This window comes from Halomonas borealis (assembly GCF_004798905.1).
In the GTDB taxonomy this organism is placed as follows: domain Bacteria; phylum Pseudomonadota; class Gammaproteobacteria; order Pseudomonadales; family Halomonadaceae; genus Halomonas; species Halomonas borealis.
Genome location: NZ_SDMO01000001.1, coordinates 206,071 through 230,110 on the forward strand (window position 1 = coordinate 206,071; position 24,040 = coordinate 230,110).

22 protein-coding genes are annotated in these 24,040 nt (G+C 65.4%); 19 read left to right on the forward strand and 3 right to left on the reverse strand.

Annotated features, from left to right (window positions below):
• Nucleotides 1-116: 116 nt before the first annotated feature.
• The 12 genes from gorA to yidD all read left to right on the forward strand — a co-directional run bounded on the left by gorA (nucleotide 117) and on the right by yidD (nucleotide 11,141).
• Entirely contained in the window at nucleotides 117-1,484 is a 1,368-nt protein-coding gene (gene gorA, locus ETC07_RS00925) for a glutathione-disulfide reductase (RefSeq protein ID WP_136247003.1), read from the forward strand.
• Between the two features lie 252 nt (nucleotides 1,485-1,736).
• Nucleotides 1,737-2,315, forward strand: coding sequence for a diaminobutyrate acetyltransferase (gene ectA / locus ETC07_RS00930; protein WP_136246672.1), 579 nt, complete (start codon nucleotides 1,737-1,739; stop codon nucleotides 2,313-2,315).
• 88 nt (nucleotides 2,316-2,403) lie between these two features.
• Nucleotides 2,404-3,672, forward strand: a complete 1,269-nt coding sequence (ectB, locus tag ETC07_RS00935) for a diaminobutyrate--2-oxoglutarate transaminase (protein ID WP_136246673.1) — start codon at nucleotides 2,404-2,406, stop codon at nucleotides 3,670-3,672.
• Between the two features lie 113 nt (nucleotides 3,673-3,785).
• Nucleotides 3,786-4,175, forward strand: coding sequence for an ectoine synthase (locus ETC07_RS00940; protein ID WP_136246674.1), 390 nt, complete (start codon nucleotides 3,786-3,788; stop codon nucleotides 4,173-4,175).
• A gap of 197 nt (nucleotides 4,176-4,372) precedes the next feature.
• On the forward strand, nucleotides 4,373-5,533 hold the full coding sequence (locus ETC07_RS00945; protein ID WP_168709134.1) for a DNA glycosylase AlkZ-like family protein: 1,161 nt from the start codon (nucleotides 4,373-4,375) through the stop codon (nucleotides 5,531-5,533).
• A gap of 53 nt (nucleotides 5,534-5,586) precedes the next feature.
• On the forward strand, nucleotides 5,587-6,003 hold the full coding sequence (locus ETC07_RS00950; RefSeq protein ID WP_136246676.1) for a DUF1090 domain-containing protein: 417 nt from the start codon (nucleotides 5,587-5,589) through the stop codon (nucleotides 6,001-6,003).
• A 393-nt stretch (nucleotides 6,004-6,396) separates the two neighbouring features.
• Complete coding sequence (locus tag ETC07_RS00955; RefSeq protein ID WP_136246677.1) at nucleotides 6,397-7,233, forward strand: ATP-dependent zinc protease family protein; 837 nt, start codon at nucleotides 6,397-6,399, stop codon at nucleotides 7,231-7,233.
• A gap of 32 nt (nucleotides 7,234-7,265) precedes the next feature.
• The gene (locus tag ETC07_RS00960) at nucleotides 7,266-8,780 is read left to right on the forward strand and encodes an inactive transglutaminase family protein (protein ID WP_136246678.1); all 1,515 of its coding nucleotides are present in this window, start codon (nucleotides 7,266-7,268) and stop codon (nucleotides 8,778-8,780) included.
• A 4-nt stretch (nucleotides 8,781-8,784) separates the two neighbouring features.
• On the forward strand, nucleotides 8,785-9,762 hold the full coding sequence (locus ETC07_RS00965; RefSeq protein WP_136246679.1) for an alpha-L-glutamate ligase-like protein: 978 nt from the start codon (nucleotides 8,785-8,787) through the stop codon (nucleotides 9,760-9,762).
• A gap of 107 nt (nucleotides 9,763-9,869) precedes the next feature.
• Nucleotides 9,870-10,340 (forward strand): Fur family transcriptional regulator, encoded by a 471-nt coding sequence (locus tag ETC07_RS00970; protein ID WP_136246680.1) that lies wholly within the window; start codon nucleotides 9,870-9,872, stop codon nucleotides 10,338-10,340.
• Nucleotides 10,337-10,777, forward strand: coding sequence for a phosphoribosyl-AMP cyclohydrolase (gene hisI / locus ETC07_RS00975; protein ID WP_205742480.1), 441 nt, complete (start codon nucleotides 10,337-10,339; stop codon nucleotides 10,775-10,777). The genes ETC07_RS00970 and hisI overlap by 4 nt, the downstream gene beginning before the upstream one ends.
• A gap of 4 nt (nucleotides 10,778-10,781) precedes the next feature.
• Nucleotides 10,782-11,141, forward strand: coding sequence for a membrane protein insertion efficiency factor YidD (yidD, locus tag ETC07_RS00980; RefSeq protein ID WP_136246681.1), 360 nt, complete (start codon nucleotides 10,782-10,784; stop codon nucleotides 11,139-11,141).
• 88 nt (nucleotides 11,142-11,229) lie between these two features.
• On the opposite strand, the gene ETC07_RS00985 is transcribed toward yidD, so the two are convergent.
• On the reverse strand, nucleotides 11,230-11,652 hold the full coding sequence (locus ETC07_RS00985) for a SufE family protein (RefSeq protein ID WP_136246682.1): 423 nt from the start codon (nucleotides 11,650-11,652) through the stop codon (nucleotides 11,230-11,232).
• A 25-nt stretch (nucleotides 11,653-11,677) separates the two neighbouring features.
• A complete protein-coding gene (locus ETC07_RS00990) occupies nucleotides 11,678-12,793 on the reverse strand; it encodes a tyrosine-type recombinase/integrase (RefSeq protein WP_136247005.1) in 1,116 nt (371 codons plus the stop codon).
• Between the two features lie 397 nt (nucleotides 12,794-13,190).
• On the opposite strand from ETC07_RS00990, the gene ETC07_RS00995 reads away from it, so the two are divergent.
• Nucleotides 13,191-14,249, forward strand: coding sequence for a DNA-binding protein (locus ETC07_RS00995; protein WP_168709135.1), 1,059 nt, complete (start codon nucleotides 13,191-13,193; stop codon nucleotides 14,247-14,249).
• Nucleotides 14,250-14,545: 296 nt separating this feature from the next.
• Here the strand turns inward: ETC07_RS00995 and nfuA are convergent, their stop codons facing one another.
• A complete protein-coding gene (gene nfuA, locus ETC07_RS01000) occupies nucleotides 14,546-15,133 on the reverse strand; it encodes a Fe-S biogenesis protein NfuA (RefSeq protein ID WP_136246684.1) in 588 nt (195 codons plus the stop codon).
• Nucleotides 15,134-15,442: 309 nt separating this feature from the next.
• Here nfuA and metH point away from each other — a divergent pair, with 309 nt between their 5' ends.
• The 6 genes from metH to ETC07_RS01030 all read left to right on the forward strand — a co-directional run bounded on the left by metH (nucleotide 15,443) and on the right by ETC07_RS01030 (nucleotide 24,007).
• The gene (gene metH / locus ETC07_RS01005) at nucleotides 15,443-19,144 is read left to right on the forward strand and encodes a methionine synthase (protein WP_136246685.1); all 3,702 of its coding nucleotides are present in this window, start codon (nucleotides 15,443-15,445) and stop codon (nucleotides 19,142-19,144) included.
• A 63-nt stretch (nucleotides 19,145-19,207) separates the two neighbouring features.
• Nucleotides 19,208-20,536, forward strand: a complete 1,329-nt coding sequence (locus ETC07_RS01010; protein ID WP_136246686.1) for an MATE family efflux transporter — start codon at nucleotides 19,208-19,210, stop codon at nucleotides 20,534-20,536.
• A 153-nt stretch (nucleotides 20,537-20,689) separates the two neighbouring features.
• Nucleotides 20,690-22,342 (forward strand): nitrite/sulfite reductase, encoded by a 1,653-nt coding sequence (locus ETC07_RS01015; RefSeq protein WP_136246687.1) that lies wholly within the window; start codon nucleotides 20,690-20,692, stop codon nucleotides 22,340-22,342.
• Entirely contained in the window at nucleotides 22,335-22,856 is a 522-nt protein-coding gene (locus tag ETC07_RS01020; protein ID WP_136246688.1) for a DUF934 domain-containing protein, read from the forward strand. Before ETC07_RS01015 ends, ETC07_RS01020 begins: the two co-directional genes overlap by 8 nt.
• A 135-nt stretch (nucleotides 22,857-22,991) precedes the next feature.
• Nucleotides 22,992-23,420, forward strand: coding sequence for a gamma-glutamylcyclotransferase family protein (locus tag ETC07_RS01025; protein WP_136246689.1), 429 nt, complete (start codon nucleotides 22,992-22,994; stop codon nucleotides 23,418-23,420).
• A 119-nt stretch (nucleotides 23,421-23,539) separates the two neighbouring features.
• Complete coding sequence (locus tag ETC07_RS01030) at nucleotides 23,540-24,007, forward strand: MgtC/SapB family protein (protein WP_136246690.1); 468 nt, start codon at nucleotides 23,540-23,542, stop codon at nucleotides 24,005-24,007.
• Nucleotides 24,008-24,040: the final 33 nt, after the last annotated feature.

Sequence of the window (24,040 nt, forward strand, 5' to 3'; positions counted from 1 at the left end):
TGATAACGTATATTTTTTATTACCGACATAGCCTCGGTCAATGGCCATGGGCCTCCCTGGCACTCCCGGCGGCTGGTATGATCGCGACCACTTCACCTTCACTCACTTCTCAGGAGATGCCTGTGTCCGAGTACGATTACGACCTGTTCGTCATCGGGGCGGGGTCCGGCGGGGTCCGCGCCGCTCGCACCGCCGCCGCGACCGGGGCCCGCGTCGCCGTCGCCGAAGACCGCTACCTGGGTGGCACCTGCGTCAACGTCGGCTGCGTGCCCAAGAAACTGTACTCCTACGCCGCCCATTTCCACGACAGCTTCGAGGATGCCGGCGGCTTCGGCTGGAGCCTGCCCGCGGCGCCGCAATTCGATTGGGCGACCCTGCGCGACAACAAGATCGGCGAGATCAAGCGCCTCAACGGCATCTATAATCGTCTGCTCGACAACGCCGACGTGCGGCTGATCAACGGCCGGGCCACGGTCCTCGACGCCCACCATGTCAGTGTCGGCGGTGAGACGGTCAGCGCCGCGAAGATCCTGGTCGCCGTGGGCGGCTGGCCCTGGGTGCCGGACTTCCCGGGCAAGGAGCTGACGCTGGATTCCAACCGCGTCTTCGACCTCGACGAATTCCCCGAACGCTTCATGGTGCTCGGCGGCGGCTACATCGCCGTGGAGTTCGCCAGCATCTTCAACGGCCTGGGCAGCGACACCCACCTGATCTATCGCGGCGACCTGTTCCTGCGTGGTTTCGATCAGGAAGTGCGCGAGTTCACCCGCGACGAGATGGACAAGAAGGGCGTCAACCTGCACTTCGATACCAACATCGAGTGCATCGAGAAGGTCGAGGGCGGCCTGCGGGTGACCCTGACCAGCGGCGAGACACGGGAAGTGGATGCGGTGCTGGCCGCCACCGGCCGTCGGCCGAACCTCGAAGGGCTGGGTCTCGACCGGCTGGACGTGGCCACCAGCGGCGATGGCAAGCTCAAGATCAACGAGCGCTTCGAGACCTCCGTGCCGTCGATCCTGGCACTGGGTGACGTCACCGACGGCCCCGAGCTGACGCCGGTGGCACTGGAGGAGGCCATGTCACTGGTCGCGCACCACTTCGGCGAGACCACCCCCGAGCCGCTGGACTACGAGCGCATCGCCACGGCGGTGTTCTGTCATCCCAACATCGGCACCGTAGGGCTCTCCGAGGAGGCCGCCCGCCAGCGCTTTGACGCCATTCGTGTCTACAGCGCCGACTTCCGACCCATGAAGCATACGCTCTCCGGCAGCAGCGAGCGCTGCCTGATGAAGCTGATCGTCGATGACGAAAGCGACGTGGTGGTCGGGGCGCATCTGGTGGGCGATGAGGCCGGCGAGATCATCCAGGGCATCGCCATCGCGGTGCGAGCCGGACTCACCAAGGCGCAGTTCGACCAGACGGTGGGCATCCATCCCACCGGTGCAGAGGAATTCGTGACCATGCGTACGCCGACACGGCGCTGACGCCACAGGCGACGACACACCGTGTCATGGCATTACGGCGGGCCACCCTGAGCGGGTGGCCCGTTTACGTTAGGAGGTTTTCAGGCTAGATCGACGAGATACCACTATGCTGTGAGAAGCCCGCGGCGACCGCGTTTCGGCGCACATCATAAATTATGGTTATGGTTTTTCGGCGACTGGATAACAGGGCTTTTGAAAAGGCGATAAGCCGCTGTTATGATGCTTCCCAAATTCGCTACAGCGAACCTGATAATGAACGTGACCTCAGAGCCCTTCATTCCCTCCGCCGAGCTGGCTCGGCCCAGCATCGCCGACACCGTGGTCGGCCATCAGACCGCCCCGTTGTTCATCCGCAAGCCGAACCCGGACGACGGCTGGGGCATCTACGAGCTGGTCAAGTCCTGCCCGCCGCTGGACGTCAACTCCGCCTATGCCTACTTGCTGCTGGCGACCCAGTTCCGCGACAGTTGCGCCGTGGCCACCAACGAAGAGGGCGAGATCGTCGGCTTCGTGTCCGGCTACGTGAAGAGCAACGCCCCCGACACCTACTTCCTGTGGCAGGTCGCCGTGGGCGAGAAGGCCCGCGGCACCGGCCTGGCACGCCGTCTGGTGGAAGCCGTGATGACGCGTACGGAGCTTGCCGAGGTGCACCACCTCGAGACCACCATCACGCCCGACAACCAGGCCTCCTGGGGCCTGTTCCGCCGGCTGGCCGACCGCTGGCAGGCACCACTGAACAGTCGCGAATACTTCTCCACCGATCAGCTGGGCGGTGAGCACGACCCCGAGAACCTCGTGCGCATCGGTCCTTTCCAGACCACCGACATCTGACGTCATCCGCGGCATCGTCGGCCCGATCGGCCGGCGATGCCACGCCCGTCGATTCCCATCATCCCGCTTTTCCTGACAGGAGGTCGCAATGCAGACCCAGACTCTCGAACGCATGGAATCCAACGTCCGGACCTATTCTCGCTCCTTCCCGGTCGTCTTCACCAAGGCGCAGAATGCTCGTCTGACCGACGAAAACGGCCGCGAATACATCGACTTCCTGGCCGGTGCAGGCACCCTGAACTACGGCCACAACAACCCCGACATCAAGCAGGCGATGGTCGACTACCTGGCCAGCGACGGCATCGTTCACGGCCTGGACTTCTGGACCGCCGCCAAGCGTGACTACCTGGAGACCCTGGAAGAGGTGATCTTCAAGCCGCGCGGCCTGGACTACAAGGTGCACCTCCCGGGCCCGACCGGTACCAACGCCGTCGAGGCGGCGATCCGCCTGGCCCGCGTGGCCAAGGGTCGTCACAACATCGTCACCTTCACCAATGGCTTCCATGGCGTGACCATGGGCGCGCTCGCCGTCACCGGTAACCGCAAGTTCCGCGAGGCCACCGGCGGCGTTCCCACCCAGGGCGCCTCCTTCCTGCCGTTCGACGGCTACATGGGGGAAGCCACCGACACCCTGGACTACTTCGAGAAGCTGCTCGGCGACCAGTCCGGCGGACTGGACGTGCCGGCCGGCGTGATCGTCGAGACCGTGCAGGGCGAGGGCGGCATCAACGTGGCCGGCCTGGATTGGCTGAAGCGCTTGGAAGGCATCTGCCACGCCCACGACATCCTGCTGATCGTCGATGACATCCAGGCCGGCTGCGGCCGTACCGGCAAGTTCTTCAGCTTCGAGCACGCCGATGTGGTGCCGGACATCGTGACCAACTCCAAGTCACTGTCCGGTTTCGGCCTACCGTTCGCCCACGTGCTGATGCGTCCGGAGCTCGACAAGTGGAAGCCGGGGCAATACAACGGCACCTTCCGCGGTTTCAACCTGGCCTTCACGACGGCCGCCGCCGCACTGCGCAAGTACTGGAGCGACGACAGCTTCGCGCGTGACGTGCAGCGCAAGGGGGGCATCGTCGAGGAGCGCTTCCAGAAGATCGCGACCTGGCTCAGCGAAGAAAAGGGCATCGAGGCCAGTGAGCGCGGTCGAGGGCTGATGCGCGGCATCGACGTGGGTAGCGGCGACATCGCCGACAAGATCACCGCCCAGTGCTTCGAGAACGGCCTGATCATCGAGACCAGCGGCCAGGACGGCGAAGTGGTCAAATGCTTGTGCCCGCTGACCATTCCCGACGAGGATCTGACCGAGGCGCTGGACATCCTCGAGGCCAGTGCCAAGCAGGCCCTGAGCTGATCCCGCTTGCCATCGCATAACCCGTCGCATCGCCGACGGGTCGGGAAACACCGGCGCGCCGGCCCAGCGAGGGCCGGCCGCCTGTATCGACTGACATCACAGGGAGAGCATCTATGATCGTTCGTAATCTCGAGGAAGCCCGACAGACCAGCCGCCTGGTCGCCGCCGAGAATGGCAACTGGGACAGCACCCGTCTGTCGTTGGCCGAGGATGGTGGCAACTGCTCGTTCCATATCACCCGGATATTCGAGGGTACCGAGACCCACATCCACTACAAGCATCACTTCGAGGCGGTGTACTGCATCGAGGGCGAAGGCGAGGTCGAGACCCTGGCCGACGGTAAGATCTGGCCGATCAAGCCGGGCGACATCTATATCCTCGACCAGCATGATGACCACCTGCTGCGCGCCACCAAGACCATGCACCTGGCTTGCGTGTTCACCCCGGGCCTGACCGGCGAAGAAGTGCACCGCGAGGACGGCTCCTACGCGCCGGCCGAGTAACGCATCGCGCTGACAGCACCCGTTTGTCGTCGAGCGCGCCCCGTGGTCATTCGCATGAGCCCCCGGTTTCGGGGGCTCGTTTTTTGTGCCCGCGGAGGCAGGCTTGCGTCTCGGCACCGATGCGTAGACAGAACCGCCAAGGGCAGACGATGAGCACACCACAACGCCTATCCCTGAATCTTGCAGAGGCTCGACGCTTGTTGGCCCGCCATCATGATCGCACGGGATCGCTGGAGGCCACCCTCCAGCGTTTGGGTACCATTCAGTTCGATCCACTATCCCCGCTCGGCACGAATCCCGACCTTGTGCTGCAGTCGCGAGTCCACGATTATCGCCAGGGAGACTGGCAGGACGCCGCCTACCGTCGTCGATTGTTGGTGGATGGCTGGGACAAGCAGGCGAGCCTGATCCCTCCCGATCATTGGTGGGCACAAAGCCCTTTTCATCACTGGTTCGCCAGGCGCTGGCTGAGACGTGGCGTGGACGTCGAGTCCTCAGAAGCCGAGGATATTCTCCAACAGGTCGCCCGATGCGGCCCTTCCACCAGTCTCGAGCTGGGCGACCAGCGTTCTGATCCCGACTTGAAGGGCAGTTGGTACGGTCCAAAACGCTCACGCCATCTGCTCAAGGCGCTGTGGGACGCCGGACGCCTGATGACCCATCACCGCCAGAATGGTCGCCATGCCTATGATCTGCCTGAGCGTGTGTTGCCTCAGGGTAGCCGTGTGGCGGAGGCCGACACGGATGCCGCGCTGGAACATCTGATCGTCCGGCGAGTCCGGGCAGCAGGCATGTTGCGTCCGGCCGCCGATGCTGCCGTCTGGTTATTGCCTTGTCGACGCGACGAACGCGATTCCATCGCGGCACGGGCGCTCGACAAGGGCAGGCTGGTCGAGCTCGATGTAGAAGGGGAGCGCTACTGGGCTTCCCCTGAGGCCGTCGCCAGCTTGGACGATCTTCGCGTGGCCGAGGCATCACGGCACCGCATGCGCTTTCTCGCGCCGCTCGACCCGCTGATGTGGGATCGTCGCGCTATCTCCCGGATCTTTGGTTTCGAGTATATCTGGGAGGTCTACAAGCCCCGGGCGCAGCGGCGCTGGGGGTATTATGTACTCCCCGTACGCTGGGGAGAGCGTTTCGTGGGCCGATTCGATGCTCGGTGTCGCAAGGGCATCTTGACCATTCACGCCTGGCACTGGGAAGACGACATCACCCCGTCACGTCTTCCTGACGGCATGCCCGATGCCTTGCACAATGCCGCCCGTGACTTCCTCGATTACCTGGGGGCCCAGCAAGTCATACTGCCGAGAGGGCTGGGGCGTGAGGCGCGGCGTGCGTGGCAAAAGGCGGTTAGATGACATACGGTTGACCGATCATTCCGATCATCTCTATAAACTCAGGACTTCTGACCATGCTTCGCATGACCCGCGACGTTTCTATCCTCATGCTGTGCGCCATGCCAACGGCCTTCAGTCCATCGGCTGTCGCAGAGGACAGCCTGGATTCACTATGTCAGGCCAAGGTCGAGGACATCCAGGCACAGCGACAAGCCGCCGAGCAAGACGGCAACGAGCACCGCGTACGGGGTTTGACACGAGCGCTGGATGAAGTGACCCAGCATTGCACCAATGACGGTGTGCTGGAAGACGCCGAACAGGACGTCCGCGAGAGCATGGCGGAGGTTCGGGAGCGTCAGGCCGATCTGGACGACGCGCAGCAGGCAGGCGACGCGGACGACATCCGCGAGCGCAGCCGCAAGCTCGAAGAGGCGGTCACCGAGCTCGAAGCCGATCAGCGAGAACTCGAGGCGCTCGATCAACAGCCATAAGCCGAGCCGACACCTCGGTCATCCCGGAGACACCAGGCGAGCATCACACTAGTGAAGATATCCGGGCCGAGCGCAGGCGATGAGGCATGCCGCGTGACGATGCCAGCGATCTGGTGCGGCGCTCGAAAGTGTTATGCCTAGAGTTCGCATAATATATATTATGTTAAATATGGGGTGGCACAAGACTCCGCGCCTTGGCGCTCCCGGCCCTTCGCCATCATTTCCTTATAACGCATGCATGACGCCACCAGCGCCGCTGGTGGCACCCTTCCGATGTGCTCAGCCCCGGCTCAAGGCCGTGCTCGCATGGACAGCCCGGCTCTCGCTCCTTATCATCCCGTCAGTCCACGAGGCTTTGCCTCTTCATTCGTCAGAGCCAAGGATGTCGTCGACATGCCGATTCGCCCCCTGCTGATTGCACCTTTCGCCGTCCTGTTATCGCTCGGCGGCTGCGGCCTGGTGCCTCAGCATGAAGCGCCTCCCCAGCCGGTGACGCAGCAGGCCTTCGCGGAACGCATGGATCGACTCGAGACCGACCTGGCGGCGCGCTGTGAGGCCAGCCTCGAGACTCGGGCTTCGCATCGCGAGGAGCAGATGGACCTGCGCGCCGACGTGCGTGAAGTCGGCTTCCTGCTGCGCCACGTGCGCCGCGATCTCGCCGGGCTGCGCGGCGAGGCCTCACAGGAACCGACCACCCAGAACTGCCCGGTGGCCGACGAGCGCCTCGATAACAAGACCCTGGTCGGGCGCAACGAGTGGATCGGCTTCCCCGAGGTAGGCACCTATCTGGAGGCCCGCATCGACTCCGGTGCCCAGACCTCTTCGATGGCGGCCACCGAGATCACCCCGTTCGAGCGCGATGGCGAGGAGTGGGTGCGATTCAAGCTCGGCCTCAAAGACGCAGACAGCGTAGTCGAATCGGTCCGCGACGAATGGATCGAGGCGCCGGTCGAGCGTCGGGTCAAGGTCAACCAGGCGTCCGGTGAGCAATCCCGACCTGTGATCCAGCTGCTGATGACGCTAGGACCGCTGCGCGAGGCCGTGGAGTTCACCCTCGACGACCGCACCCACCTCGACGGCCCGGTGCTGCTGGGCCAGCGTTTCTTGATGGATATTGCCATCATCGATGTGGCACGCCGCCACGTGCATGATCGCCCCACTTTCTCCACGCCGTCGGCACCGGACGCCGACGCCGCCTCCGAGACACAAGATGACACGACGACCCCCTGAGGGGGGATCGTTTCGCGCCCAAGGAAGCCGACATGTCCCGACTGCCCTTCTATCTGATCGTCGCCCTGCTGCTGGTCGCCGGTATCGCCATGAGCGTGCACCGGCACGTCCAGTTCGAGGTGCCATGGACACCGGGCGAGCAACGCCAGGTCTGGGAAATCGAAGCCCAGGTCAACTTCAACGGCAATGGTGACCCTGCCAAGGTGGAAATGGCGCTGCCTTCCACGCAACAGGGCTTCCGCGTGCTCTCCGAGCACACCGCCTCGCCGGGCTATGGCCTGACGTATCTGGAAGAGAACGGCACACGACGGGCCCTGTGGTCGGTACGCGAAGCCTCAGGCAGCCAGCAGCTCTACTACACCGCTCAGGTGCTAGTGGCCCCTCAGGCTCGTGCCAACGTCGTTCCGTCACCTATCCCGGACGCGTCGGTCGCCTGGGAGCCGCCCTATGACACCGCGGCCCAGGCCGTCATCGACCTCGCCTGGTCGCGCAGCGCCGACCCGGCGACCTTCGCTCGGCAGCTGATCCGCGACTTCAGTGACGATCACCAAGGCGAGAATGCGCGCCTGCTGTTGACCCAGTTCGATCGGGTGCCGCTGCTGCTTCGCCTGCTCGACCAGGCCCAGGTGCCGGCCCGCGAGGTCAGCGGCCTGATGCTGGAGGACGGTCGTCGCCGCCAGACGCTGACGTCCTGGATCCAGGTCTATGACGGCGACGACAGCGTCCTGTTCGACCCGACCAGCGGCGAGCAGGGCCGCCCGGACAACCTGCTGCTGTGGGAGAATGCCGGCCAGTCGGTGCTGGAGGTCCAAGGGGGCAGCAACTCGCACGTCGGCTTCTCGATGATCTCGCGTAACCAGCCCGCCGCCGCCGCCGTCCGCAGCCAGCAGGCCAAGGATCCGGATACGCTACTCAACTTCTCGATCCACAGCCTGCCGCTCGAGGAGCAGTCGCTGTTCCAGACCATCCTGCTGATTCCCATCGGCGCCCTGGTCGTGGTCTTGCTGAGGGTCCTGGTGGGCATCAAGACCTCCGGCACCTTCATGCCGGTGCTGATCGCCCTGGCCTTCATCCAGACCACCCTGCTCACCGGCCTGATCGGCTTCCTGCTGGTCGTCGCCGTCGGGCTCGTGATCCGTAACTACCTGTCGTACTTGAACCTATTGCTGGTAGCGAGGGTCACGACGGTGATCATAACGGTGATCGCCATCATCTCGTTGTTCTCGGTACTGTCGTTCCGCTTCGGCCTCAACGCCGGCCTGCAGATCACCTTCTTCCCGATGATCATCCTGTCGTGGACGATCGAGCGCATGTCGATCCTCTGGGAAGAGGAAGGCCCCAAGGAGGTCCTGATTCAGGGCGGCGGTAGCATGCTGACCGCGGTACTGGCCTACCTGGCCATGAACAACCCCTGGATCCGCCACATCACCTTCAACTTCCTCGGCGTCCAGCTGATCCTGATGGCGTTCATCCTGATGCTGGGCAACTACACCGGCTACCGGCTGCTCGAGCTGCGCCGCTTCAAGCCGGTAACGGAGGACGACTGAGATCATGTGGACCTCCCCAGGACAGCTGCGCGCCAAGGGTATCGTCGGCATGAATCGGCGCAATATCCGCTATATCGGTCGCTACAACGATCGCCGCCTCTACCCGCTGGTGGATGACAAGCTGCAGACCAAGCTGCTCGCCCAGCGCCATGGCATCACCTCGCCGGCGTTGATCGGCAAGGTGAGCACGCAGTTCGGCGTCAAGCGCATCCACGAGATGCTGGCCTCGCATGGCGGCTTCGTCATCAAGCCGGCCAAGGGCAGCGGCGGCAAGGGCATTTTGGTCATCGAGCGCCGCGACGGCGCCCACTTCGTCAAGCCTAGCGGTGCCCACCTCAGCCTCGGCGACGTCGAGCGCCACGTCTCCAATATCCTCTCGGGGCTCTACTCCCTGGGGGGATCGCCGGATGTGGCGCTGATCGAGGCCTTGATCGATTTCGACGAGAGCTTCGCCGAATACAGTTATGAAGGCGTGCCCGACATTCGGGTCATCGTCTTCCAGGGGTATCCGGTCATGGCCATGATGCGCCTGTCGACCGCGGCCTCGGACGGCAAGGCCAACCTGCACCAGGGCGCCGTGGGGGTGGGTATCGACATCGCCAGCGGCACGGCGATCCGTGGCGTGCAGTTCGATCGTGCCCGCCACGATCACCCCGACACCGGTCACGAGCTAGCCAGCCTGCAGATTCCCAAGTGGCAGACGCTGCTTCAGCTGGCGGCCAACTGCTTCGAGATGACCTCGCTGGGCTATCTCGGCACCGACATGGTGCTGGATCGCCAGCACGGCCCGATGCTGCTGGAGCTCAACGCCCGACCCGGGCTGGCCATCCAGATGGCCAACGGCGAAGGACTGCGGTCGCGGCTCGATCTCATCGAGCGTCAACCGCAGGGCGTCGCCCCCGATGAGCGTGTCGCCTTCGCCCAGCATCACTTCGCCCGGCGCAGCGAACTCGAACGCGTGGCCCAGACGGCCAAGGCCTGAGGTCGCCGCCCTCGGCCATTTCATCGCCTGACATACCCCCGCCGCGGCTGGCTCGGGGCATGCCGGGCGCGTAGAATGAGATCTCAACCCATGACCACATGGCCCGCATGACCGATACCAGCGCCTTGATACAGCAGGCCCAGCGCCAGTGCCAGCAACGCGGCGTTCGTTTCACCCCGATTCGCCAGCGCGTGCTGCAGATGATCGCCGAGCAGCGCGGCGGGCTGAAGGCCTACGAGCTGCTCGATCGTCTCGCCACCGAGCATGCCTCCGCGCGGCCGCCGACGGTCTATCGCGCCCTGGAGTTCCTGATCGACCAGGGGCTCGTGCATCGTATCGAGTCGCTCAACGCCTACGTCGCCTGCCCCTGCCCTGAGCACGCCCACGGCTTCCAGCTGTTGATCTGTCGTGACTGCGGCCGTGTCGAGGAGCTCCACCTCGACGACATCAACACGCAGCTCGGCCAACGTGCCACCGAGCTCGGCTTCGTGGTACAGCGCCAGACCATCGAACTGCTCGGCCGTTGCGAGGCCTGCCGGTCGGACACCGCCACCTCCCCAGCCTCGGAGGGCTCATGACCGACATCTTCAAGCGCCTGGAAGGCGCCGAGCCTGATAGCCGTCACCCGCTTAGCGGGGTCCTCGCCGCCATCCCCTTCGACGACGACGGCCTGATTCCCGCCATCGCCCAGCAGCATGACAGCGGCGAGGTGCTGATGATGGCATGGATGAATCGCGAGGCCCTCGACGAGACGCTCGCCAGCGGGCGCGTCTGCTACTGGTCTCGCTCCCGCGGCAAGCTGTGGCGCAAGGGAGAGTCCTCTGGCCAGCAGCAGCACCTGAAGTCCGCCACCCTCGACTGTGACGGCGATACCCTGCTGCTGCAGGTCGATCAGACTGGACCGGCCTGCCACAGCGGTCGGCGAAGCTGCTTCTATCTGGCCCTCGAGCACGAGGGCGCGAGGATCACTGCGGCGCCGTTGATCGCTCCCGAGACCCTGTACGGCCAGGGTTGAGGCCATGCCCAACCTGCTTCGCCGTGCCGCCAGGCACCTGCTGGTGCTGCCCCTGCTGGGCCTGGTAAAGGCCTATCAGTGGATCATCAGCCCGCTGCTGGGCCCGCGCTGTCGTTACTGGCCGAGCTGCTCTCAGTACACGAGCGAGGCGCTGCAGGTGCACGGCCCGCTGAAGGGTGGCTGGCTCGGCGTCAGGCGCATCCTGCGCTGCCATCCGGGCGCCGACGGCGGCATCGATCCCGTGCCAGGCGGGCCCAGCGAGCGGCTGTGTCATGAAGATCCCGAGCTCGACGCGAACTTCCGCCCTCGCTGCTCCCACGACGCCGCAGCAGCACAGGCATCAGACGACGCGTCGCCTCGCTGAGCCTGGCAGCATTCCCGCTACGAAGACGCCGCCCGCAGATCGCCTGCGGGCGGCGTCTTCATGGGGTTTGGCCGAAACACGGCGCCGTTCAGGCGGCTTCCTGCTCGGCGACCCGATAGATGCGCTCGAGCATGGCATTCAGGCCATTGCTGCGCGTCGGCGACAGGTGCTTGTCGAGCCCCAGATCCTTGAGGAAATGCGGGCTGGTGTCGCGAATATCCGCCGGCGGACGATCGTCGTAGATGCGCATCAGCACGGCGATCAACCCCGACACGATGGCGGCGTCGGAGACCGCCTGGAACTGGAGACGCTCGCCATCGCGCGCGTGATGCATCCAGACGTTGGACTGGCAGCCCTGGATCTTGCGTTCCTCGGTCTTCCACTCATCGGGAAAGGCCGGCAACTGCTTGCCCAGGTCGATGATGTACTGGTAGCGGTCCATCCAGTTGTCGAACATCTCGAACTCGTCGACGAGTTCCTGCTGGGCCTGTTCGGCGGTCATGGTCGTCATGCAACACTCCTCGATACGATTGGCTTCATTGTAACGGCTCTCCCCCGTCGTCGTCCGCCCCCGGTGACAACCCATGCCGCGATTGCTGGCGATGCCACTCGGCGTCCTCGGCATGCAGGTAGCGGGCCGTGGTATCGAGCCGCGAATGGCGCGCCGTCTCGGCGAGGTAGCGCAGCTCGACGCCGGCCTGGGCCTGATGCGTCAGCGCCGTATGGCGCAGCCAGTGCGGCGTGGCACGACGCAGCAGCGCCACCTCGCGGGCACTCACATCGCCCTGGCGCGCCTCCAGCGCATCCGCCGCCGCGCTGAATGTCTCACGGATCAGGCGGTAGAGCCGGTTGTCGCCGAGCCCGCGTCGACCGTCGAGCCCGCGCAGCAGTGGCGTGGCCTCCTCCGGCCCCGGTTCGGGCGGCAAGTCGAGCACGGCCCGCCAGCCTCCCAGCAGGCGCATCATGTCCGGCGGTACCGGGATGCTCGCCGCCTTGCCGCCCTTCCCCACCGTGTGCCACCACCAGCGACCCTCGCGGCGATGGAAGTCGTGCATGCGGGCCGCCGCCACCTCTCCGATCCGCGGCGCGAGCAGGTAGGCGAAGCCGAATGCCAGCCGCCGACGTTCCTGCTCGAAACGCGCTCGCGGCGTGGACTGTGTGGCCGGCGCCTCGTTCAACCACCGCCACAGCCAGTCCCACAGCGGCTTCTCCAGGTAGCGCTCCACCCGGCCCTGGCGGTTGTCCAACCGGCGGCGCTTGTCGCGCATCAACCGGAACGGGTTGTGCCCGACCCAACCCGCCTCCACCAGCCAGGCGAACAGCCCCTGGAGGATCACCAGGCACTGGCGCCGGCTAGACGGTGACAACGGGCCGCGGAACGGCCGCCAGCGCGGATCATGTCGCGGCCGGGTCGGCCCGGTCCAGCGCTGCCGGGGTTGCGGGTCGCCGAGGAAGGCCTCGAAGTCGTCCAGGTGATCGCGGCGCACGTCCCCGAGCCCGAACCCCTGGGCGTCGAGCCACAACAGCAGCCGTTCCGCCTCGCGCCGATAGGCCCGCTGGGTGTGGGGGCTGGCGCGGTATTCACCGAGCCAGTGGGCCACCGCCTCGGCATCCGAGGACGCCGCGATATGCACCGAGCCGGCGACCGTCATCCGCGCCACCGGCTCGAGCGCTCGAGCATGACTCCCAGGCGTCGCGTCGAGAACGCTTACCCGGGCCGCCAGGCTTGCCGATCCCTTGTCGTCTTCGTCCATGCGCCCCTTTGCCTCCTCGCCGCTGACAGCTCTGACAGCGGCTACATGATGACTTTCTTGCCCCGCCATCCCGGCACCCTGCCCTCGTGCTCCGTCGCGCGGGCCCATCGAGCGACATTCTCACGGCTACACCCAGATTTATCAAGATAATGCGCGTAATCTTGATTTATCTATCTATTTGATAACGTAAATTACGTATTACGTTTAATGTAATTATCTTTATTCACCGAACGCTCCCGGGTATAGTGGCCGCCAGGACGCCCAATGGGTGGCAAGACACAACGAGGAGCACGGCATGGCGCGCAGTGGAGTGCGGTACGAGGATGTGCAGCGAGCGATCGACGAGCTAATGGCCGCCGGGCAGGCACCCAGCGTGCAGCGCATCCGCGAGGCGTTGGGCACCGGCAGCTTCACGACCATCAGCGAACACCTCCGTGAGTGGCGCAAGCGCCGCGAGGAGAACCGCGACGTGCCACCACCGCGGGGCATGCCGGCGGCCCTTCAGGAGCTCGCCGAATCGTTATGGCAGCAGGCCCAGGAGGGTGCCAACGAGGCACTGGCACACTATCGACGCGAGGCCGACGAACGAATCGCCGAGGCGCAACAGGCCGTGGCCGCGTCGGAACGCCGGGCCGAGGATGCCGAACAACGCGAAGCCGCCCTGTCGGCTCACCTGACGCACACCGAGGCGCGCCTCAACGAGCAGACGAGTGAATTCGCCCGCCTTCAGGCGGCCCACGACGCCCAGCAGGCCGAGGCCACACGCGAGCGCGAGGCTCGTACTCGGGTGGAGGCACGCCTGGAAGAGCGTCAGGCCGAGCTCGAGCACCAGGCACAGGCTCATCGTGAGGCGCAAGAAGAGAAGGACGCGACGCATCGCCAGCTCCTGTCCCAGGAGGAGCAGCGCCACGAGGCCGCCGAGGCCAGGCTGATGGGCCTATTGGACGAGGCTCGCCAGGAGCGCCAGGCCGCCGAGAAGTCCCATGTCGCCCGCCATGAACGACTGGAAAAGCGCCACGAGGCGGCCCAAGCGGAACAGCAGGCGCTGCGCGAGGCATTGCAGGAGCAGCAACAGCACCGGCGAAGTGAGGAACAGGCGCGCCTCGAGGCCGAAGCCACGCAGGCCGGCCTCAACGAGGAGATCAGCCGCCTCGGCGCTCAACAGCAGGACGACCGACAGGCTCTGGACCGCCGCGAGGCACGCATCGAAGCACTGGAACAGCAACTCGAGGCACGACTGTGGTCATCGCTGGAGAAGATGCAGGAGAGCCAGGCCCGGCTCGATGCCGCCGCCGAAAACGCCTCGGGCCCCGACGAAGCGGGGCCCGAGAGCAAGGAAGATGCCGATGGCTAGGCTTTCCTGAAACGCCGGCGAGCGAAGGCTAGGCCAGGCTCGCTCCAGACGGGCCAACGCACCTCCCACCTCCACGCGGGGCGCAAGGCAGATAACGCGCAAAATCGGCAGGGATTACCGATTCGGGCAGCCCTGCTGCCCGAAGAGCGAGTGACTCGTCAGAAGCCGGCGTTTACGGAGTGTCCATGAGGACGTCGAGCCGATGCTTGACGTGGGATGGCCGATCGCCGACCGTTTTCAGATATTGTCCAGCAGACGGCGCCGCGACGGCCATCGACCACAACGCCATCATGTGATTAATAGTAGGCGTTGGTGGTGTCGGTATGGTCGGTCACATCGCGGATCCCGCTAAGCTCGGGAATGCGCTCCATCAGCGTCTTCTCGACACCATCCTTGAGGGTGATATCGACCGCGGCACACCCCTGGCAACCACCGCCGAAAGACAGTACCGCCACCTGCTCCTCGGTCAGCTGCACGAGCCGCACTTCACCACCATGGGCCGCAAGCCCCGGGTTGATCTCGCTGTACAGCACGTAGTTGACCTGATCCTCGACGGGACTATCTGCATTGACCTTCGGCATCTTGGCGTTCGGCGCCTTGATGGTCAGCTGGCCACCCATGCGATCGGCGTTGAAGTCGACGACAGCTTCCTCGAGGAAGGCCAGGCTGTTCTTGTCCAGATAGACGGCGATCTTGTCGAGCTCCAGGCGCTCGTCGCTGGGCTCTTCTTCACCGGGCCGGCAGTAGGCCAGGCAGGTTTCGGCGTAGGGCGTGCCCGGCTGGGTGATGAAGATGCGTACCGCGACCCCTTCGACGCCCTGCTTGGCCAGCAGTTCGGCAAGGTAGTCCTGGGCACTATCGGTGATCTGGATGGTCTCGCTCATTGCTCTCTCGCTGGTCGAGCCGCACCGGGCACTGCCCGGGCACGGGCCGGATGAGGTGTTGGTCATCATGGTAAGCGACTCCCCGCCCGCTGGCAATCCCGACCGTCACACTAGGGTATACCCCGCCGAATCATGAAACACACTCACGATGATCATGAAGTAGGCTCCCGACCGCGGCCCCTGCCCCGACGCCATGGCTTTTGCTAAGATATGGCACCTATCCGGCCCTCGTGCCGAGCCTCGACGGATGCCCTTATCCCGCGCCGTCGTCGTGCCCCGATGCCTCTACGCTGGAGATTGACTCGACCCATGGCCGCCGCTCCGACTCCTCTGACCGCCTCCCTTTCCGACAGCCTCCGCCGGCGCATCCTGATGCTCGATGGCGGCATGGGCACCATGCTGCAGAATGCCGCGCTGTCGGAGGAGGAGTTCCGCGGGGAGCGCTTCGCCGACTGGCCATCCGACCTGAAGGGCAACAACGACCTGCTGGCCCTGACCTGCCCCGACCTGGTGACGCGCATCCATCGTGACTACCTCGAGGCGGGCGCCGACATCGTCGAGACCAACACCTTCAACAGCACACGCCTGTCCCAGGCCGACTACGGCATGGAGTCGCTGGTCGCCGAGCTCAACCGGGAGTCGGCGCGCCTGGCCCGAGAGGTCTGCGACGCCGTGGCCGCGGAAACCGGCGTGCCTCGCTACGTGGCGGGGGTGCTGGGTCCGACCTCGCGTACCGCCTCGCTGTCGCCGGACGTCAACGATCCGGCCTACCGCAACGTCACCTTCGATGCGCTGCGCGACAACTATCACGAGGCCGCCGAGGCGCTGATCGACGGCGGCAGCGATCTGATCCTGATCGAGACCATCTTCGACACCCTGAACGCCAAGGCCGCCGTCTACGCCCTGGAAGCGCTGTTCGAGGAGCGCGGCGAACGCCTGCCGGTGATGATTTCCGGCACCATCACCGACGCCTCCGGCCGCACCCTGTCCGGGCAGACCACCGAGGCGTTCTGGAACTCGCTGCGTCATGCCCAGCCGTTCTCGGTGGGCCTGAACTGCGCGTTGGGCGCCGAGGAGCTGCGCCCCTATCTGCAGGAGCTCGCCGAGAAGGCCGACACCTTCGTCTCGGCGCACCCCAACGCCGGCCTGCCCAACGAGTTCGGTGAGTACGACCAGACCCCCGAGGAGATGGCGGCGATCGTCGGCGAGTTCGCCAAGAGCGGCCTGGTCAACATCATCGGCGGCTGCTGCGGTTCCACCCCCGAACACATCGCCGCCATCCACCGGGCGATCCGCGACGAGGCCCCACGCGAGGTGCCGCAGCGGCCGTTGGCCTGCCGGCTGTCCGGCCTCGAGCCGTTCAACATCGCCCACGATTCGCTGTTCGTGAACGTCGGCGAGCGCACCAATGTCACCGGCTCGGCACGCTTCAAGCGTCTGATCAAGGAAGACGACTACACCACCGCCCTGGAGGTGGCCCTGGAGCAGGTCGAGAACGGCGCCCAGGTCATCGACATCAACATGGACGAAGGCATGCTCGAGTCCGAGGAGGCGATGGTGCGCTTCCTCAACCTGATCGCCGGCGAACCCGATATCTCGCGGGTGCCGATCATGATCGATTCCTCGAAATGGGAGATCATCGAGGCCGGCCTCAAGTGCATCCAGGGCAAGGCGGTGGTCAATTCCATCTCGATGAAGGAAGGCGAGGACGCCTTCCGCGAGCAGGCCACCAAGTGCCGTCGCTTCGGCGCCGCCGTGGTGGTAATGGCCTTCGACGAGCAGGGCCAGGCCGACACCTTCGCGCGCAAGACCGAGATCTGCCAGCGCGCCTATCGGCTGCTGGTCGATGAGATCGGCTTCCCCCCGGAAGACATCATCTTCGACCCCAATATCTTCGCCATCGCCACCGGCATCGAGGAGCACGACAACTACGCCGTCGACTTCATCCAGGCGACCCAGTGGATCCGCGAGCACCTGCCCCACGCCATGGTCTCCGGCGGCGTGTCCAACGTGTCCTTCTCGTTTCGCGGCAACAACCCGGTACGCGAGGCGATCCACTCGGCCTTCCTCTACCACGCGATCCATGCCGGGCTGACCATGGGCATCGTCAATGCCGGCCAGCTGGCGGTCTATGATGATCTGCCCGCCGAGCTGCGTGAGGCCGTCGAGGACGTGGTCCTCAACCGTCGTGCCGACGGAACCGAGCGTCTCCTGGAGATCGCCGATACGTTCAAGGGCGACGGCAGCGGCGGCGCCAAGAAGGAAGACCTGGCCTGGCGCGAATGGGAGGTCGAGAAGCGCATCGAACATGCCCTGGTCAAGGGCATCACCGCCTATATCGAGGACGATACCGAGCTCGCGCGTCAGCGCACCGATCGCCCCATCAAGGTCATCGAGGGGCCGCTGATGGATGGCATGAACGTGGTCGGCGACCTGTTCGGCGCCGGCAAGATGTTCCTGCCCCAGGTGGTCAAGTCGGCGCGGGTCATGAAGCAGGCCGTGGCCTATCTGCTGCCCTACATCGAGGCGGAAAAGAGCGAGGACACCCAGGCCAAGGGCAAGATCGTCATGGCCACGGTCAAGGGCGACGTCCACGACATCGGCAAGAACATCGTCGGCGTGGTCCTGCAGTGCAACAACTATGAGGTCATCGACCTCGGCGTCATGGTCCCGGCGGAGAAGATCCTGCAGACCGCGAAGGAGGAGAACGCCGACATCATCGGGCTCTCCGGACTGATCACCCCGTCGCTTGACGAGATGGTCCACGTCGCCAAGGAGATGCAGCGCCAGGGCTTCGAGCTGCCGCTGCTGATCGGCGGCGCCACCACCTCCAAGGCGCATACCGCGGTGAAGGTCGAACCGGGCTACGAGCATCCGGTCATCTATGTCACCGATGCCTCCCGGGCCGTCGGCGTGGCCGGCAAGCTGCTGTCGCCCGCCCAGAAGCCCGCCTACGTGGCCGAGATCCGTGCCGAGTATGACAAGGTCCGCGAGCGCAACGCCAAACGCCGCCCCAAGGCGGCGGACCTGAGCTACGCCCAGGCCCGCGACCGCAAGCCGGCCTACGACTGGGAAGGCTACACGCCGCCGGAGCCGAGCTTCACCGGGCTCAAGACCTTCGCGGACTACGACCTCGAGACCATCGTCGAGCGCATCGACTGGACGCCCTTCTTCATGAGCTGGCAGCTGGCCGGCAAGTATCCGAAGATCCTCGACGACAAGGTCGTCGGCGAGGCCGCACGTAACCTGTTCGACGACGCCCAGGCGATGCTCGCCAAGCTGATCGACGAGCGGCTCATCGAGGCCCGCGGCGTGATCGGGCTGTGGCCGGCCAACAGCGTCGATGACGACGTCATCGAAGTCTATGCCGACGCGTCCCGTAGCGAGGTGGTCGAGCGGCTGCATCATATCCGCCAGCAGACCACCAAGAACCGTGAGGGTGTGTGCTACAGCCTGGCCGACTTCATCGCCCCCAAGGCCTCCGGCAAGCCGGACTGGATCGGCGGCTTCGCGGTCACCACCGGCCACGGCGTGGATGCGCTGTCCCAGGCCTACAAGGCGGCCGGCGACGACTACAACGCCATCATGGTCCAGGCCCTCACCGATCGCATGGCCGAGGCCTTCGCCGAGCATCTGCACGAGCGGATGCGCAAGGAATTCTGGGGCTATGTGCCCGAGGAGACGCTGGATAACGAGGCGTTGATCGCCGAGAAGTATCAAGGCATTCGCCCGGCCCCCGGTTATCCGGCCTGCCCCGACCATACCGAGAAGGCCACCCTGTTCCGGCTGCTCGATGCCGAGGCCCAGACCGGCCTCGAACTCACCGAGAGCTTCGCCATGTGGCCCGCCGCCGCGGTGTCCGGCTGGTATTTCGCCCACCCCGAAGCGAAGTACTTCTCCACCGGCAAGATCACCCGCGACCAGGTCGAGGCCCTGACCGAGCGCAAGGGCATGACGCTGGCCGAGCTCGAGCGCTGGCTGTCGCCGGTGCTCTCCTACGACCCGAGCTGATCGTGGTCGCCCTTGCCCCGGGCCCCTTCGCCGGGCCCGGTATCGCCATCGTTGGAAACCGGCATGCTGCCTGAGCCCTCGCGTCGTCAGACCATCCTGCGAATCGCCCTGCCGATCATCGGCGCCATGCTCACCCAGAGCCTGCTCAACCTCGTCGATGCCGCCCTGGTCGGCTCACTCGGCGAGGTGCCGCTGGCCGCGGTGGGCATCGGTGGCTACGCGACCTTCCTGATCACCGCCGTGGTGTTCGGGCTGTCCTCGGGCGTCCAGGCGCAGACCGCACGCCGCCACGGAGAACAGGATTGGGGCCGGCGCGCCGCGGCACTCAATGCGGGGCTTGCGATCGCGTTGGCGGTGGCCGGCCCGCTGACGGTCGTGTGCCTGTGGCTTGCTCCCGAGCTGCTGGCGCTGATCAACCAGGACCCGGCGGTGAACGCCGAGGCGCTCGGCTACTTCCGCTGGCGGGTGGTCTCGCTGATTCCGGTGGCGATGATCTTCTGCTTTCGCGGCTACTGGAACGGCATTCAGCAGACCGGCCTCTACCTGCGCATCATCCTGATCATGCATCTGATCAATGTCGTCTCGAGCGTGGGCCTGATCTTCGGGCTGGCCGGCCTGCCCGCCATGGGCTCGGCCGGCGCCGGCGCCGGCACCAGCCTGTCGCTGTTTGCCGGGCTGGCGCTCTGGGCATGGCACAGCCTGCGTCATGCTCGCGGCAGCGGTTTCCTGGCGAGCCTACCGCCCGCAGGCACCTTTGCCACGACCCTGCGCCTGGCGGTGCCGCATTCTCTCCAGCAGATCTGGTTCGCCGCCGGCTACGCGATGCTGTTCTGGATCCTCGGGCGGATCGACACCGCCAGCGTGGCGATCGGCCACGTATTGGTGAACCTGTCGTTGCTGCTGATCCTGCCGGGGGTCGGGCTCGGCATGGCGGCGATGAGCCTGGTCGGTGAGTCGCTGGGGCGCCACGACCATCACGACGCCCAGCGCTGGGGCTGGGACGTGGTGCGCCTGGCCTGGCCCTGCCTGTCGTTGATCGCCCTGCCGATGGTGGTGTTTCCCGATGCCGTGCTGGGCCTGTTCCTCCACGATACTCAGTTGATCGCCCTGGGCCGCTTACCGTTGCAGCTGACCGCGGCGATGATCGTGCTCGACGCGGCGGCCCTGGTATTCGCCCAGGCGCTACTCGGCGCCGGCGCCCAACGCACCGTGCTGACCGTCACCCTGGGCCTGCAATGGCTGCTCTTCCTGCCGTTGGCCTGGTGGGTCGGGGTCCACCAGGAGGCCGGGCTGCTCGGCATCTGGTGGGTGCAACTCGGCTATCGCTGCCTGAACTCCCTCGGCTTCATGCTGGTCTGGCAGCATCGCGGCTGGCAACGCCTGGCCGTATGACACGGCATCCCGGCGTCGCCCCTCGTAGCGCGGCGGGCCTCCTCTCATTCCATTGTGAATATAAACTATGCATATTTATTCTTTTATAGAATAATTGTGGCCCGCTATGGTGTCGGCAGGATTCATCATTCTCCTGTTGCAGGTAAGCGCTGAATGTATCGCTATGACACCCATGACCAGACCCTGGTCGACGAGCGCGTCGCCCAGTTTCGCGACCAGATGCGTCGCTACCTCGAGGGCAAGATCAGCGACGAGGAATTCCTGCCGCTTCGCGTGCAGAACGGTCTCTATATCCAGCGCTATGCGCCGATGCTGCGCATCGCGATTCCCTACGGCATGCTGGCCTCCTATCAGCTGCGCAAGCTCGGTGAGATCTCCGCCCGCTATGATCGGGGCTACGGCCACTTCACCACGCGCACCAATCTGCAGTTGAACTGGCCGAAGCTCGAGGACGTGCCGGACATCCTCGCCGACCTGGCCGATGTGCAGATGCACGCCATCCAGACCAGCGGCAATGATATCCGCAACACCTCCACCGACCAGTTCTCCGGCATCGCCGCCGACGAGCAGGTCGATCCGCGCCCTTGGTGCGAGCTGATCCGCCAGTGGTCTACCTTTCACCCCGAGTTCGCCTATCTGCCGCGCAAGTTCAAGATCGCGGTGACCGGTGCCGAGGAGGATCGCGCGGCGATCCAGGTACACGACGTGGGGCTGCGCTTATGGCGCGATGATGCCGGCGAGGTTCGCGTCCGGGTGCTGGCCGGCGGTGGCCTGGGGCGCACGCCGATGATCGGTGGTGCGGTCTGCGAGGATCTCCCCTGGCGGCACCTGCTGACCTACCTCGAGGCCATCCTGCGCGTCTACAACCAGTTCGGCCGTCGTGACAACAAGTTCAAGGCGCGCATCAAGATACTGGTCAAGGCGCTGGGCATCGACGAGTTCCGCCGTCGTGTCGAAGCGGAATGGGCGCATCTCAAGGATGGCCCCCAGACCCTCACCGAGGACGCCGTGGCGGCGGTCGCCGAGCACTTCGTCGACCCCGAGCGTCGCCAGGTCAGTGCCGAGGCGATCGCCGCCCATGAGGCACTGCGTGCCGACAACCGCGCCTTCGCCCGCTTCATGACCAACAACGTCACCGACCACAAGGTCGTGGGGTACAAGGCCGTGACCCTGTCACTCAAGCGTCGCGATCATTCGCCGGGCGATGTCACCTCGGAGCATATGAGCGCCATCGCCGACCTGGCCGACGAATTCGGTTACGGCGAGCTGCGCGTGACCCACGAGCAGAACCTGGTGCTCACCGATGTGCCGGTGGATCGCCTGGAAGCCCTCTGGCAACGTCTCGACGAGCTCGGCCTGGCCAACCCCACCGTAGGCACCCTCGCCGACCTGATCTGCTGCCCCGGCGGCGACTACTGCAGCTTGGCCAACGCCAAGTCGATTCCGGTCGCCCACGCCATCCAGGCACGCTTCGAGGACCTCGACTTCCTCTATGACCTGGGGCCGCTGGATCTCAACATCTCCGGCTGCATGAACGCCTGCGGCCACCACCATGTCGGCCACATCGGCATCCTCGGTGTCGACAAGAAGGGCGAGGAGTACTATCAGATCTCGCTGGGGGGCAGCCAGGGCAACGAGTCTTCGCTTGGCAAGATCCTCGGGCCTTCCTTCTACCGCGAGGATGTGCCGGGCGTGATCGACACACTCTTGCAGGTCTATGTCGGCGAACGCTCGCCCGACGAGACCTTCCTCGACACCTATCGCCGCATCGGCCTCAAGCCCTTCAAGGAGCGCGTCTATGCCTGAACCGATCTCTCGCCGCCCGCTGATCGCCGACCGTCGTATCGTGACCGATGAATGGGTCCTCTGCGAGACGGCCGATTCGCGCCCCGAAGGGCGGCCGACGTTGCTCCCGTTGGCCGACTGGCAGGCTTCCGACAAGGGGCGCGATAGCGCCCCCTGGCTACCCAGCGACACCGAGATGACCGCCGAACTGGCACGCGAGCTCGAGGCTGCCCCCCTGGTGGCCATCGACTTCCCCAAGTTCACCGACGGCCGTGGCTACAGCATCGCCCGCTTGCTACGCGAACGGCATGGCTACTCGGGCCAGGTCCGGGCCATCGGCGACGTGCTGATCGACCAGCTTTTCTACCTCTCGCGCTGCGGATTCGATGCCTTCTCGTTGCGTGAAGACCAGGTCATCGAGGATGCCCTCAACGCGTTGAACACCTTCAGCCGCAGCTATCAGCCAGGCACCGATGAGGCCGAGCCGCTGTTCCGGCGCCGTCTGCGCGAGGCTCGCGAGCGTAACGCCGCCTGAGTCGCGTGACACCCCCACCGCCATGAGCCGGCCCAGAGCGCCGGCTCGTGCATCGGCTCCGCACTCGGGCGTCTGTCGTGGCGCCGCTCGGCTATGGCAGCATATGGATCGCCCTCGTGCCTCGGAGCCCTTGCCATGCCGTCCCCACGCCTGCTGATCGGCCTACCCTTGCTCGTCACGCCGCTGGCGATCGCCGCCTGGTTATGGCTGACCATGCTCAGCCCCTGGACCTACGAACGCCCCGCACATCTGGCCCCGATCGCCGAAGGCCCGCATGTCCTCTTCGTGTATGGGACCCTGACCCATGCGCCGATACGCTGGCTGGTCTATGGCCGCGCCGGCGCACCCACGGAGGGCACCCTCGAGGGCTTCCAGCGTGACGGGCTCGACCTGGGGCGTTGCTCCGACTGCCGCGTGGAAGGCCTGCGACTCAGCGTCAGCGCCGAGGAGCTGGCGCGCCTCGATCGCTACGAACGCCTGGGGGTTCGCTATCGTCGCGTCCGTGTGCCGCTGACCGATGGCCAGTCGGCCTGGGTCTATCGCCGCCTGAACGACACGATTTAAGCGAGCGGTAAGTGAGTGTTCTATGATGGGATAGATAACGGTATAAACTTCTTCCGCTTTTCGTCCCATTAACCGGCAGGCAGTATCGAGGCTGAAACAGCCTGTCCGAAGGAGCCGCCATGGATGCCGATCTCACCCTGTTCGATATGTTCGCCCGCCTCGGCGTGGCCGCCGGCCTGGCCCTGGTGCTGGGGCTCGAGCGCGAGTTGCGCGGTAAGCCCGCCGGCCTGCGTTCGCACATGCTGGTCGCGCTCGGGGCCGCGGCCTTCTTGATCGTCGGACTGGAGATCCTGTTCGCAACGGCCGAGGGCGACCCTTCCGCGCGCGTCGACCCGACCCGCATCGTCGAGGGCGTGATCGGAGGCATCGGCTTCCTGGGTGCCGGCAGCATCATCCGCAGCGGCACCAGTGTGCAGGGCATCACCACCGGCGCCTCCATCTGGCTGGCCGGCGCCATCGGTATCGCCGCCGGCATCGGCAACGTCCCGCTGGCCGCCATGGTCACGGGCATGGCCTTCGTGATCATGGTGGTACTCGGCGGCATCGAACGCACCTTGCCCCATAACCGGCGCCGCCACGGCGATTAAGCGGCGCCGGCAGTTGTGACGACATTCGGCCAC

Bases quoted from the DNA above. Each gene is read 5' to 3' on its own strand.
- gorA (WP_136247003.1), top strand. From the start codon at position 117: ATGCCTGTGTCCGAGTACGATTACGACCTGTTCGTCATCGGGGCGGGG.
- ectA (WP_136246672.1), top strand. From the start codon at position 1,737: ATGAACGTGACCTCAGAGCCCTTCATTCCCTCCGCCGAGCTGGCTCGG.
- ectB (WP_136246673.1), top strand. From the start codon at position 2,404: ATGCAGACCCAGACTCTCGAACGCATGGAATCCAACGTCCGGACCTAT.
- ETC07_RS00940 (WP_136246674.1), top strand. From the start codon at position 3,786: ATGATCGTTCGTAATCTCGAGGAAGCCCGACAGACCAGCCGCCTGGTC.
- ETC07_RS00950 (WP_136246676.1), top strand. From the start codon at position 5,587: ATGCTTCGCATGACCCGCGACGTTTCTATCCTCATGCTGTGCGCCATG.
- ETC07_RS00955 (WP_136246677.1), top strand. From the start codon at position 6,397: ATGCCGATTCGCCCCCTGCTGATTGCACCTTTCGCCGTCCTGTTATCG.
- ETC07_RS00960 (WP_136246678.1), top strand. From the start codon at position 7,266: ATGTCCCGACTGCCCTTCTATCTGATCGTCGCCCTGCTGCTGGTCGCC.
- ETC07_RS00965 (WP_136246679.1), top strand. From the start codon at position 8,785: ATGTGGACCTCCCCAGGACAGCTGCGCGCCAAGGGTATCGTCGGCATG.
- ETC07_RS00970 (WP_136246680.1), top strand. From the start codon at position 9,870: ATGACCGATACCAGCGCCTTGATACAGCAGGCCCAGCGCCAGTGCCAG.
- hisI (WP_205742480.1), top strand. From the start codon at position 10,337: ATGACCGACATCTTCAAGCGCCTGGAAGGCGCCGAGCCTGATAGCCGT.
- yidD (WP_136246681.1), top strand. From the start codon at position 10,782: ATGCCCAACCTGCTTCGCCGTGCCGCCAGGCACCTGCTGGTGCTGCCC.
- ETC07_RS00985 (WP_136246682.1), bottom strand. From the start codon at position 11,652: ATGACGACCATGACCGCCGAACAGGCCCAGCAGGAACTCGTCGACGAG.
- ETC07_RS00990 (WP_136247005.1), bottom strand. From the start codon at position 12,793: ATGACGGTCGCCGGCTCGGTGCATATCGCGGCGTCCTCGGATGCCGAG.
- ETC07_RS00995 (WP_168709135.1), top strand. From the start codon at position 13,191: ATGGCGCGCAGTGGAGTGCGGTACGAGGATGTGCAGCGAGCGATCGAC.
- nfuA (WP_136246684.1), bottom strand. From the start codon at position 15,133: ATGAGCGAGACCATCCAGATCACCGATAGTGCCCAGGACTACCTTGCC.
- metH (WP_136246685.1), top strand. From the start codon at position 15,443: ATGGCCGCCGCTCCGACTCCTCTGACCGCCTCCCTTTCCGACAGCCTC.
- ETC07_RS01010 (WP_136246686.1), top strand. From the start codon at position 19,208: ATGCTGCCTGAGCCCTCGCGTCGTCAGACCATCCTGCGAATCGCCCTG.
- ETC07_RS01015 (WP_136246687.1), top strand. From the start codon at position 20,690: ATGTATCGCTATGACACCCATGACCAGACCCTGGTCGACGAGCGCGTC.
- ETC07_RS01020 (WP_136246688.1), top strand. From the start codon at position 22,335: ATGCCTGAACCGATCTCTCGCCGCCCGCTGATCGCCGACCGTCGTATC.
- ETC07_RS01025 (WP_136246689.1), top strand. From the start codon at position 22,992: ATGCCGTCCCCACGCCTGCTGATCGGCCTACCCTTGCTCGTCACGCCG.
- ETC07_RS01030 (WP_136246690.1), top strand. From the start codon at position 23,540: ATGGATGCCGATCTCACCCTGTTCGATATGTTCGCCCGCCTCGGCGTG.